The organism is Pseudolactococcus plantarum (assembly GCF_002441715.1).
Lineage (GTDB): Bacteria > Bacillota > Bacilli > Lactobacillales > Streptococcaceae > Pseudolactococcus > Pseudolactococcus plantarum.
The window spans coordinates 43,932-56,336 of record NZ_JXJX01000006.1; the positions used below are offsets into that span (position 1 = coordinate 43,932).

The window sequence follows — 12,405 nt, forward strand, 5'->3', positions numbered from 1 at the left end:
AAAGGTAGTATGTATACCTTTTTATGGAGGCAATGATGCAAGCATTTAAACAGCTATATAATGATTTTAAACCAGAAAATTACAACATATTTTTAGATATTAATCGGGAAACAAAACGGTTTGAAGGGAAGGTAACAGTTATTGGTCAAGCCATGACAAATTCGTTAGCTTTTCATCAAAAGGGATTGTCTATTCAATCTGTTTTAGTTAACGAAAAAGCAGTTGCGTTCACAATCGATGAACCTGCTGAAACAGTTAACTTTTCAATTGCTGAATTAGGCAAAACTAAAGTAACGTTTACTTATTCAGCAGCACTTACAGATAATATGACAGGGATATATCCTTCTTATTATGAAGTAGATGGTGAAAAAAAACAGCTAGTTGGGACTCAGTTTGAAACGCATTTTGCACGTCAAGCATTCCCATCAATTGATGAACCTGCCGCTAAAGCAACTTTTGACTTGTCAGTAAAATTTGATGAAAAGGCTGGCGAGTCGATCATCTCAAATATGCCTGAGATTGCTAACGACAATGGAGTTCATACCTTTGACACCTCTGTGAAGATGTCTTCTTATTTACTAGCTTTTGTTTTGGGTGATTTGCAATCTAAATTAGGGAAAACAAAAACTGGTACGCAAGTAGGTGTATTTTCGACAAAAGCACATAAATTGGCTGCTTTGGATTTTCCGCTTGATATTGCCATTCGTGTGATTGAATTTTATGAAGATTACTTCAAAGTGCCTTATCCGCTGCCTCATTCATGGCATATCGGCTTACCTGATTTTTCTGCTGGGGCGATGGAAAACTGGGGTGCAATTACCTATCGTGAGGTAGCTTTACTTGCTGATCCAGATAATTCAACACTAGAGAGTCGTCAATATGTCGCTTTAGTCATTGCACATGAACTTGCGCATCAATGGTTTGGTGACTTGGTGACGATGCAGTGGTGGGATGATCTCTGGTTGAACGAATCTTTTGCCAATATGATGGAGTATGTGGCTGTTGATAGTATTGAGCCTGATTGGCATATTTGGGAACAATTTTCTATAGCTGAAGCACCTATGGCACTTAATCGTGATGCCATTGATGGCGTTCAAAGCGTTCATGTTGCAGTGAATCATCCAGATGAGATCAATACCTTGTTTGATGGCGCGATTGTGTATGCTAAAGGCGCACGATTGATGGTCATGTTACGTAAGTGGTTGGGAGATGAGGCTTTTTCAGCAGGTCTTAGTATGTATTTTGAAACACATCAGTATGGCAATACTGTCGGTGCAGACTTATGGCATGCTTTATCAACAACATCAGGTCGTGATGTCTCTGCATTTATGACGTCATGGATTGATCAGCCAGGGTATCCGGTACTTTCAGTATCTGTAGAAGGGGATGAGCTTGTCCTTCGCCAACAACAATTTTTTACAGGACAAGGTAGTGATCAAAATCGTTTATGGCAAATTCCACTCAATAGCAATTGGGTGGGGTTACCTGATGTCATGTCAGAAGCTGAAGTTCGTATCCCTGGGTTTGCTGAGTTATCAGATCAAAACGGTGGCTTACCGCTATTGTTTAATGCTCAAAATGCTGCGCATTATCTAGTTAACTACTCAGAAGACCTTGCTCATAAAGTGATGTCCAATCTTAGCACTTATGATGCGGTGACAAAAGTGCAATTGATTCAATCTGCATTGAAATTAGCTGAGGGTGGTTTGAGTGAGTATGCAGATTTGGTCAGTTTATTAGCAAATTGTCGCAATGAATCCTCAAAAGTAGTCAATACGGCAATCTCACAAGCACTAAACGCACTCAAGATATTTATCGACGAAGCAAGCGAGTCTGAAATAGAGTTTAAATCATTTGTTGACCAGCTGTTTAATACGCAATATAAACGATTGGGTTGGGACAAAATTCCCGGTGAATCATTTAATGATGAGCAGTTACGGGTCCTACCTATTTCCTGGGAAGTTTACGCTGAAGATGCTGATGCTTTAGCTAAAGCATCAGAGATTTTTGAAGCACACAACTCTGATATACACACGATTCCAGCAGATATCAGACAAGTTGTGTTGAAAAATCAGATTGTCAAAAAAGAGTCAGATGCGTTAATCAAACAGTATATTGATGCTTATGCTAAAACGACAGACCAAACTTTCCAACGTGAATTAAATGTGGCGTTGTCGAGTACGAAAAATATGGCAACTGTTGCATACATTATTAAACAGTATCACAATACTGACTTGGTTAAACCACAAGATTTACGCTTTTGGTTCTCTTCTTTAATTTCTCGTTCATTTTCACAAGATGCTGCCTTTAACTGGTTAGTGCAAAATTGGGATTGGGTTCAAGAAAAACTTGGTGGAGATATGGCATCTGGTGATTTCATTAAAATTATTGGTAACACTTTCGATACGCAAGATAAACTTGTGGCATTTACTGCATTTACTGATCGTTTTAAAGATGAACCAGCATTTAAACGAATTGTAGAGATGGCAAAAACACAAATCACAAGTAAGATAGCATTACTAGAAGCACAAAAAGATAAAGTACAACAAGCTATTGCAAAAGTGATATGATTATGATATAATTATAACGTTGTCTTTGTGAGTTTCATAAAGTGCAACCGCACGAGGTAAGGTTTAAGTGACTTAGTCCACCTGCTTAGGCGAGTCTAACATACCAAACTATAAGGAGGAAACACGCAAATGACTTATGCAATCGTAAAAACTGGCGGGAAACAAATCAAAGTTGAAGTTGGTCAAGCAATCTATGTTGAGAAATTGGACGTTGAAGCTGGCGCTACTGTTACTTTTGATGAAGTAGTACTTGTCGGCGGTGAAAAAACTGTCATTGGTGCACCATTCGTATCTGGTGCAACTGTTGTCGCAGAAGTTGAGAAACAAGGTAAGCAAAAGAAAGTAGTAACTTTCAAATACAAACCTAAAAAACACTCACACCGTAAACAAGGTCACCGTCAACCGTATACAAAAGTTGTTATCAAAGAAATTAACGCTTAATCGCGTCAATTAACATGATTAACATCAAGTTTACTCGGAAAAATGGTATGATTACACGTTTCGTGATTACAGGACATGCTTTTGATGGGAAACATGCACATGATATCGTTTGTGCTGGAGTATCTAGTCTTGCGATTACGACGGTTAACTCATTAGAATCACTAGCACATTTTCAACCTTTGGTTGAGATTGATGCAGTAGATGGTGGGTTTCTGGATTGTGAAATTATAGCAGAACTATCTGACAAACAAAAAGAAATTGCGCAAATATTATTGCAAAATCTTGAGAATGGCGTTAGTGCTATTGCAGATGAAGCAGAGTATCGTAATTTCATTAGTGTTACTGATCATGATCTGTAACCTATTAATAAATCAAGGAGGAAAAACCCTATGTTGAAAATGAATCTATCGTTGTTCGCCCACAAAAAAGGTGGTGGTTCAACTTCCAATGGTCGTGATTCACAATCTAAACGTCTTGGCTCAAAAGCTGCTGACGGACAAACTGTGACTGGCGGATCAATTCTTTACCGTCAACGCGGTACTAAAATTCATCCAGGTGAAAATGTTGGCCGTGGTGGAGATGATACACTTTTCGCTAAAATCGAAGGCGTTGTAAAATTTGAACGTTTTGGTCGCGATAAGAAAAAAGTTTCTGTATATCCAGTAGCTAAAAAAGCTTAATCTCAATTGATTAAGGTTAACAAAAAAAGAAAAAGTTTGACTAAAATCAGGCTTTTTCTTTTACCATAATAGTTAGATACTACCTATAGTTTGATAAGGAAATCATATGAATAATGGAAAATTATTACAACGTTTTTTACGTTATGTAAAATTAAATACACGATCTAACGAATTAAGTACGACTGTACCAACGACGCAATCTCAAGTTGATTTTGCTAACTTATTGGCCCAAGAAATGCGAGAAATAGGACTTGAAGCTGTACATTATTTATCTGAAAATGGATTTGTAGTGGGGACGATTCCTGCAACGACCACAAAACAAGTCCGTAAAATCGGATGGATTGCACATTTAGATACAGCTGATTTTAATGCTGACGGCGTAAACCCACAGGTGATTGATCACTATGATGGACAAAAAATTATGCTCGGCGATAGTGGCTATGTGCTTGATCCAGAAGAGTTTCCTAATCTGAACAATTACAAAGGTCAAACTTTGATCACAACTGATGGGACGACACTATTAGGTGCAGATGATAAAGCAGGAATAGCTGAAATCATGACAGCAGCAGATTACTTAATACGGCATCCTGAAATTGAACATGGCGAAATTCGCATTGGGTTTGGACCAGATGAGGAAATAGGTGTGGGTGCCGATCGTTTTGATGTGACCGATTTTGATGTCGATTTTGCTTATACGATTGATGGTGGTCCGCTAGGTGAGTTAGAATACGAGACATTTAATGCTGCGAGTGCAACGGTTACACTGTTAGGTCGTAACGTACATCCTGGTACAGCGAAAAATCAGATGATTAATGCCTTGCAACTCGCTCATGATTTTCATCATGCTTTACCAGAGGAAAAACGTCCTGAGCTAACAGAAGGACGCGCTGGGTTTTATCATTTAACAGCAGTGACAGGTACACCCGAAGCAGCCAAGATGACTTATATTATTCGAGATCACGACCGTCAAATCTTTGAAAAGATGAAGATAGCATTAAGCCAAATTGCTTCTGATATGAATAGTCAATACACGACACAACGTGTTAAAGTAGATGTACAAGATCAATATTATAATATGGCTGAAATCATCGAAAAAGATATGTCTATTGTGTCATTAGCTGAAACGGCAATGAAGCATGTGGGAATCATACCTAAGATCGCACCTGTTCGAGGAGGGACTGATGGGTCGAAACTATCATTTATGGGTATCCCAACACCTAATATATTTGCAGGTGGGGAAAATATGCATGGTCGGTTTGAGTTTGTTAGTTTACAGACGATGCAGAAAGCAGTTGATACAATGATTGAAATTGCCAAATTAAACGTAAAATAAAATCAGGACAGATATCTGTCCTGATTTTTTAATTAGCGAATAATTAATGTGTCACATGTTGCGTGTGTCACGATGTATTGGGCAACTGAACCGATAAATAAGCGTTCAATGTAGCTTAATCCTGTTGCACCAATCATAATCAAATCAACTTGTTCTTGTGTTGGAATGGTTGTGGCCATCATCACTTTTGGAGAACCAAACTCGACAATTGTTTTAATTTTTGTCACACCAGCTGCGCGTGCATCATCAGCAAAGTCAGTAATTAGTTGCTCTGCACCTCTTTTAGTATCTTCAGCGACCATCGTATCATAAGTTGAGATGCTTTGGAAAGAACGTAAATCAATGACATTAACTAATAGTAGTTCTGCATCATTACGTTTTGCCACAGCAACGGCTTTATCAAATGCTGCTGCTGACTCTACTGAACCGTCAATACCAATTAAAATCTTTTTGTACCCTTGAATCATTTCCTTATCCTCCGAGAGATTGTTTAAAATCCTGCTTTATTTGCGTTACGACCTGCACAATTTAATATGCAAGAGGTGTAATGGTGAAACTAGTAATTCATATATTGCCATTATATGCTCATTTTCTGAAAAAGTAAAAGAAAATGTCATACGATAGGCAATATTATTTTTTTACCAAGTAACAGCTCTCGGATGGGAGTTTAGAATTCTAAGTGAAAATATGCTATAATTAGCCTTATAAATTTAATTGGGGTTATGAAATGAAAAGATTATCTGATGATGACTGTCAAAAAGAGATTCAGGAGATGAGAAGACTATATTTAGAGAATGACGAACATCATGATCTAGATACGAATCTTAGTGTGAAAGCTTCTTTTTTCGATCGGTTTCGTAGTTTAGAAAATCAAAAAGAAAGACTACGTCGACAGTTGGCAGAACTAGAAGTTAAACGTTGTCGTGCTACTTTAGATAAAAAATCTGCTCAGAAAGTAGATGAAAAATTAGCGATTAAAAAAGCACTATTTAAAAAATTATTAGACGAGAAATAACTAGAAGTTTAAGCTATAGTGAGTAATCATGGGGATACCCCAAATAGATGTGTCCAGTATAAGTTGATTGCATTTGGGGTATTACTTTGCCATGTAGCAGATTAGGCAGGATAGAAAGGAGATACATACCAATGATTCATACTGTATTCTATGTCATCATATTTTTTGCGGCCTTAATCACATCAAATGTCATTAATAAAGTATTTCCTAAACTACCTTTACCACTGATTCAGGTTGTGTTTGGGTTAATTCTAGGTGTCCTTGGGGCTGGTAATGTGCTCAGACTTAACCCAGAACTATTTTTAGCTTTCATTATCGGTCCACTTCTGTTTAGAGAAGGTGAAGAAGCTGATATAAAAGGTATTTTAAAACATACGCCAACAGTAACCCTACTAGTTTTTCCAGTTGTTTTTATTACGACATTAGTCGTCGGTGTGATCAGTCATAGCTTTTATACGAGTATTCCTCTGGCTGCAAGTTTTGCCCTTGGTGCAAGTTTAGGTCCTACCGATGCTGTAGCAGTAGGGTCTCTATCCGAACGTTTTGATTTCCCCAAACGGACCATAGCTATTTTAAAAGGAGAAGGTTTATTTAATGATGCATCGGGCATTATCGCCTTCCAGTTTGCTATTTTAGCTTTAACGACAGGGGAGTTTTCTTTAGGTCGTGCGTCAACTAGTTTGCTATTTTCGGCAATTGGTGGGGCGTTGATTGGGTTTTCGGTTTCTTGGTTAAATCGTTTAATTCTTACTTTGATGGAGGATGTAGCCGCACAAGATGTGACTGGTTATCTGATGTTAGAGTTGATTATGCCACTGTTAGCTTTTTTTCTAGCAGAGGAGTTACATGTTTCGGGAATCATTGCTGTTGTTGTCGCAGGTGTTATGCAGGCAAGTGGATTTAAAAAAATTACCTTATTTGATGCACAAGTTGAGAATGTGACAAAAACAGTTTGGGATACCATCTCATTTATATTGAATTCCATCGTCTTTTTATTTTTAGGGATTGAATTAGAACAGATTATCACGCCAATCATCACAAATGCTTATTATGATAATGGTCGTTTGTTAGTGACTGTTATCGTTTTGACTATCACCTTGTTTCTAGTGAGATATATCGTATTAAGTGTTTACTACGCGATAATTGCTAAGAAAAGACGTCAGAAATTTAGCAGATACGTGGATGATATTTTGCTGTTAACGTTTTCAGGTGTTAAAGGTACAGTGTCTGTTGCCACTATTTTACTTTTGCCAGCAGCTATCTCTCAAAAATATTCTTTGCTTATTTTTTTGAGTGCGTCAGTTACGGTATTGAGCTTTTTAGCAGGTATTTTGATTCTACCGATTATTGCACCAAAGAAAGAAGAAAAAGTTGATAATGTTGCGAGAATCGCAATTCTAACGAGTGTCGTCACACAGTTAGAAAAAGAATCAGCGAATAATAAAAATCGTCTAGGCTATATTGCAACCATTGATAATTATCAAGCGCGTATTCAAAAGTTAATTATCAGTCAAGAATCAGCTAAGATGACTGCCGAATTTAATGACCTACAACTGTTAATCTTAAGATTAGAAAATGAAGGGCTTGAAAATGCTTTTCGAAATAATGAAATAACCATGAAAACATATCGCATTTATCAAAGATATCTGAAAGAGTTAGAACGCTCAATCGTTCACAGGTTTGTTTCAAGTTTAGCATTTGCGATAGCTATTTTCTTAAGAGCTATCAGGTTAGTGTTAAGTAATATGCTTCATATAAACATTGCATTTAGAGGTAAGAAAATTAGGAAGTTAATTGGTGATTCTAGGACAGAAATCCGTGAGTTATATTTCAGTAACACAACCCTGATTATGGAAGCATTAGAAAGTCTGGAAGGTGTTTACAATACAGAATTAATTAATTATCTGCAATCGGAGCGTCTGAGAACGTCAGAGCAGGTAGCATCTGGCGGGTTTATTAACAGGATTATCACCAAAGTTCGACCAAATAATCTGGATGAGATGATGCGTGGGTATTATCTTGAAAGAAAATTAATTTTTGAATATGAAGCAAAAGGTGATTTGACAGCAAGGGAAGCACAAATGATGCGAAAAAATGTCAATGCACTAGAAAATTATTCTATGAATGATCAACACAGTAACTTGCTTTATGATTTTCTAGAATATAAAACAAAATAAACCTTACTGTGCATGGGCGAGTAGCGATGTAAAATGAAGATAGTAAAAAAATTAAAAGTTGCTATTCACGTGTAAAAGGTATAATATAGTAGTATAGGTATGATTATAGTAAGCTAGCAACTCCTTATTTAGTTATAAATTTGGCTGTTAGCTTGAGCGTTCTGATGGTAATTATTATTGACAGATGAATGCTAAGATCTATAGGATACTAGATGTTAGTTTAAAACCAGAGGTGGTTTTTTTATTTGTTGAAATTGTTAAAGATTGACAGTGTTCACATTTATTAAAACATATGGTCTAGAGCTAAAAATTTCATGTCTAAAGTAAAAAGGAAAACAAAAGTGATATATTTAGATAACGCAGCGACTACAGCAATTTATCCTGAGGTGTTAAAAACCTATACTGACGTTGCGGTTAAAATTATGGGTAATCCATCTAGTTTGCATGATTTAGGAACAGTTGCTAGTCGGATGCTTATGGCGTCACGTAAACAAATTGCGGACTTATTAGAGAAAAAAACATCAGAAATTTATTTTACCTCAGGCGGTACTGAAGGAGATAACTGGCTGATAAAGGGTGTTGCTTTTGAAAAGAAAAGTTATGGTAAGCACATTATCATATCGGCGGTTGAGCATCCTGCTGTAAAAACGTCTGCCTTATGGTTAAAAACGCAAGGATTTGAGATTGATTTAGCACCTGTAGATAGCAACGGGTTTGTTAAACTTGATGCACTTGCTGCGTTAATCAGACCAGATACTATTTTAGTCTCTGTCATGGCCGTTAATAACGAGATTGGTGCCATTCAACCTCTTCAGGGAATCGCTAACTTGTTAAAGAATCAACCAAAAATATCTTTTCACGTCGATGCAGTCCAAGCGATCGGTAAATTAATGCCGGCTGATATGTTACCAGAGAGAGTTGATTTTGCAACATTTTCAGCGCATAAGTTTCATGGCCCACGGGGTGTTGGTTTTGTCTATATAAAAGAGGGTAAAAAACTGCAACCCCTGCTTTCTGGTGGAGGCCAAGAACAAAATCAACGCTCTACAACGGAAAATGTTGCAGGAATTGCAGCTACTGCAAAAGCACTACGCTTGTTCTTATCAGAAATGGCACACAAGCAAGAGAAAATACAAGCGATGAAATCAGTGCTTATGACTGCACTTGAGGCTTATTCTGATGTTGTGATCTTTAGCCAAACAGAAAACTTCATTCCCAATATTTTGACCTTTGGGATAAAAGGTGTCCGTGGTGAGGTATTAGTCCATGGGTTTGAAGCGCATAATATCTATATCTCTACGACCAGTGCTTGTTCATCAAAAGCTGGTGTCGCATCTAGCACACTTGGCGCGATGAATATATCGCCTAGAGTTGCAACCTCTGCGGTGAGAATTTCTCTTGATGCGAGTAATAATATGGCTGAAATAGAACAGTTCTTAACAATTTTCAAACAGTTACATGAAAAGTTTCAAAAAATAACCTAGTAAAATAGTTTACTACACGTCGTAGTAAACGAGGATAGAAAGTACTTATGACAAATTTAAATTACTCAGAAATACTAATTCGCTATGGTGAATTATCAACTAAAGGTAAGAATCGGATGAAGTTTGTTTCCCGATTAGCAAATAATGTACGAGAAGTATTGACGCAATGGCCGATGGTCTCAGTTAAATCGGACAGAGATCGTACGCATATATTTTTGAATGGTGCAGATTATAATCCACTTTCTGAAAAGCTGGCCAAAGTCTTTGGTATCCAAAGCTTTTCTCCAGCCATAAAGGTGGAAAAAAATATGCCTGCGCTTGAAGCTGCTGTGGCTGAATTGATGAAAAAAATATATCGTGAAGGGATGACCTTTAAGATTTCAGCTAAACGTTCTGATCATGATTTTGAACTAGATAGTACAGCATTAAATCGTGAATTAGGACATACAGTGATAGAAACCATTCCTTATGCAAAAGCACAGATGAAGCAACCTGACATTGATTTACGCGTTGAAATACGTTTAGATGCTGCTTATTTGAGCTATGAGACAATCAAGGGCGCAGGAGGATTACCTGTTGGTACAGCAGGTAAAGGTATGTTGATGCTATCTGGTGGGATTGATTCTCCTGTAGCAGGATACTTAGCGCTTAAGCGTGGTGTTGAGATAGAAGCGGTTCACTTTGCTTCTCCTCCTTATACAAGTCCAGCTGCATTACAGAAAGCTAAAGATTTGGCGAAAAAATTAACGGTATTTGGTGGAGATATCCAATTTATTGAAGTGCCATTTACAGAGATTCAAGAAGAAATCAAAAATAATGTTCCGATGCCTTATCTGATGACAGTAACACGTCGATTTATGATGCGTGTCGTTGATGAAATAAGAGCAAGACGTCATGGTCAAATTATTATTAATGGTGAAAGTCTAGGACAAGTAGCCAGTCAAACTTTAGGATCAATGGTAGCGATTAATGCTGTAACGACAACGCCGATTATAAGACCTGTTGTAACAATGGACAAGTTAGAGATTATCGAATTAGCTGAAAAAATTGATACCTTTAACTTATCTATTCAACCTTTTGAGGATTGCTGTACTATTTTTGCTCCACCGCAACCCAAAACAAATCCCAAATTGGATCATGCGGAGAAATTTGAAGCACGTATGGCAATTGATGAGTTGGTGGCGCGTGCTGTTGATGGTATGATGATTAATCGATTATCTAATGATGATAGGACAGATAAGTTAGATATGGATATTCAGGAGTTGCTATAAGAAAAGAAGGTAGATATGTTTAGTAAAGAAAAATTTCCAGGACTTTTAGCCCTAGGTATTTTCACATTCATGTCAACACTTGATGGGTCAATAGTTAATATTGCTTTACCAAGTATGGCACGTGAAATGCATCTTGAAATGAGTCAAGTGACTTGGTCGGTAACGATCTATTTAGTGGTTATTTCAGGGTTAATTTTGTTATTTGGTCGACTAGGTGATTTACTTGGAAAAACCAAAATTTTCAGTATTGGGAGTATCGTATTTACATTAGGTTCGCTACTTGCGGGGATAAATCTAGGGTTACACTTTTTACTTTTCTCAAGAATCATTCAAGCCATAGGTGCATCAATGACGATGTCTAACAGTTTTGGGATTACTAGTCAGCTATTTCCACCGGCACTTAGAGCCCGAGCGATGAGCATCATGTCAATGTTTGTTAGTTTAGGGGCGATTGCCGGACCTGCAATTGGCGGCTTTATCTTACAGTTTGCGAGTTGGTCTTATATATTTTGGATAAATGTGCCTTTAGGTATTGTGGCTTATTTGATAGGGCGCAAGGCATTGCCAAAAGACGAAGGAATTGGTAGGTTTAAAGATGCCGATTTATTAGGGGCTACACAAATGTTCTTAACAATTGTTGCCTTTTTTATCGCGATGAGTTTAGGGCAAGCACAAGGATTTAGTCACCTTCCCGTCTTGATCAGTTTTGTAGCGATGATTATCTTGTTTATTTGGTTTATTCATACAGAAAGAACCGTCGATAAACCATTGTTAAATCTTAATATTTTCCGCAGTAAACTTTTTTCTATGAGTGTCATTACGAGTATGACAATGTTTACAGCAGGTAGCTTTGTCAACATCTTAATGCCTTTTTATCTGCAAGATTATAGAGGGAGTGCTGCGGGATTTGCAGGTATGGTAATGATGGCTTATCCTGTTGGTATGTTTATCTTTAGTCCAATTGCTGGTGTTTTATCAGATAAATTTGACAAAGAAATTATCACATTTATTGCGATTACTGGTGTGCTTGTTGTGCAACTAGGTTATCTGATATTTGGTCAAACAACGGCGATAGCTTTTGTGATGCTTGTTTTATTTTTACATGGTGGTAGTGTTGGGTTCTTCCAAAGTCCTAATAATGCATTAGTGATGTCAACGGTTGAATCAAGATACTTAGGCATTGCTGGGTCTGTTAATGCACTCGCACGAAATCTCGGTTTTGTTTTAGGGACGACACTGTCGACAACAGTTTTGTTTGTTGCGATGTCATCTTTAGTAGGACATCGTGTATCTGGATATATAACATCACGTCCTGACATTTTTCTAACTGGTATGCATCATGCTTTCTATGTTGGGCTTGCTTTGGTTATTTTTGCTTGGTGTTTGTCAGGGTATCGATTAGTGACACGAAAAAAAGCAGTTGATTAAACAAGT

Annotated in this window: 11 protein-coding genes and 1 other annotated feature; of the genes, 10 read left to right on the forward strand and 1 reads right to left on the reverse strand. The window is 37.4% G+C overall.

The genetic code is table 11. The annotated features are described in order from the left end of the window. The first annotated feature begins 35 nt into the window (after nucleotides 1–35). The 5 genes from RU87_RS04730 to pepT all read left to right on the forward strand — a co-directional run bounded on the left by RU87_RS04730 (nucleotide 36) and on the right by pepT (nucleotide 5,024). Complete coding sequence (locus RU87_RS04730; protein WP_068161722.1) at nucleotides 36–2,570, forward strand: M1 family metallopeptidase; 2,535 nt, start codon at nucleotides 36–38, stop codon at nucleotides 2,568–2,570. 35 nt (nucleotides 2,571–2,605) lie between these two features. Continuing rightward, nucleotides 2,606–2,677 (forward strand) — a sequence feature (ribosomal protein L21 leader region). A 22-nt stretch (nucleotides 2,678–2,699) separates the two neighbouring features. Then, nucleotides 2,700–3,011 (forward strand): 50S ribosomal protein L21, encoded by a 312-nt coding sequence (gene rplU, locus RU87_RS04735; RefSeq protein ID WP_068161725.1) that lies wholly within the window; start codon nucleotides 2,700–2,702, stop codon nucleotides 3,009–3,011. A 14-nt stretch (nucleotides 3,012–3,025) separates the two neighbouring features. After that, nucleotides 3,026–3,370: a ribosomal-processing cysteine protease Prp gene (locus RU87_RS04740; RefSeq protein ID WP_068161729.1), complete on the forward strand. Its 345-nt coding sequence runs from the start codon at nucleotides 3,026–3,028 to the stop codon at nucleotides 3,368–3,370. Nucleotides 3,371–3,400: 30 nt separating this feature from the next. Next, entirely contained in the window at nucleotides 3,401–3,691 is a 291-nt protein-coding gene (gene rpmA, locus RU87_RS04745; protein ID WP_003137946.1) for a 50S ribosomal protein L27, read from the forward strand. 106 nt (nucleotides 3,692–3,797) lie between these two features. Next, nucleotides 3,798–5,024, forward strand: a complete 1,227-nt coding sequence (gene pepT / locus RU87_RS04750) for a peptidase T (protein WP_068161732.1) — start codon at nucleotides 3,798–3,800, stop codon at nucleotides 5,022–5,024. Nucleotides 5,025–5,056: 32 nt separating this feature from the next. On the opposite strand, the gene RU87_RS04755 is transcribed toward pepT, so the two are convergent. Next, nucleotides 5,057–5,491, reverse strand: a complete 435-nt coding sequence (locus RU87_RS04755; RefSeq protein ID WP_068161736.1) for a universal stress protein — start codon at nucleotides 5,489–5,491, stop codon at nucleotides 5,057–5,059. A 260-nt stretch (nucleotides 5,492–5,751) separates the two neighbouring features. Between RU87_RS04755 and RU87_RS04760 the strand changes: the two genes are divergently transcribed. From RU87_RS04760 to RU87_RS04780, 5 genes are all read left to right on the forward strand, one after another. Beyond that, nucleotides 5,752–6,039: a hypothetical protein gene (locus RU87_RS04760; RefSeq protein ID WP_068161739.1), complete on the forward strand. Its 288-nt coding sequence runs from the start codon at nucleotides 5,752–5,754 to the stop codon at nucleotides 6,037–6,039. A 131-nt stretch (nucleotides 6,040–6,170) separates the two neighbouring features. Then, nucleotides 6,171–8,216, forward strand: coding sequence for a cation:proton antiporter (locus RU87_RS04765; protein WP_068161742.1), 2,046 nt, complete (start codon nucleotides 6,171–6,173; stop codon nucleotides 8,214–8,216). A gap of 341 nt (nucleotides 8,217–8,557) precedes the next feature. Continuing rightward, nucleotides 8,558–9,700 (forward strand): cysteine desulfurase family protein, encoded by a 1,143-nt coding sequence (locus tag RU87_RS04770; RefSeq protein WP_068161745.1) that lies wholly within the window; start codon nucleotides 8,558–8,560, stop codon nucleotides 9,698–9,700. Between the two features lie 47 nt (nucleotides 9,701–9,747). Next, nucleotides 9,748–10,971, forward strand: coding sequence for a tRNA uracil 4-sulfurtransferase ThiI (gene thiI, locus RU87_RS04775; RefSeq protein WP_068161748.1), 1,224 nt, complete (start codon nucleotides 9,748–9,750; stop codon nucleotides 10,969–10,971). A 15-nt stretch (nucleotides 10,972–10,986) separates the two neighbouring features. Further along, nucleotides 10,987–12,399 (forward strand): MFS transporter, encoded by a 1,413-nt coding sequence (locus tag RU87_RS04780; protein ID WP_068161750.1) that lies wholly within the window; start codon nucleotides 10,987–10,989, stop codon nucleotides 12,397–12,399. Nucleotides 12,400–12,405 lie beyond the last annotated feature (6 nt).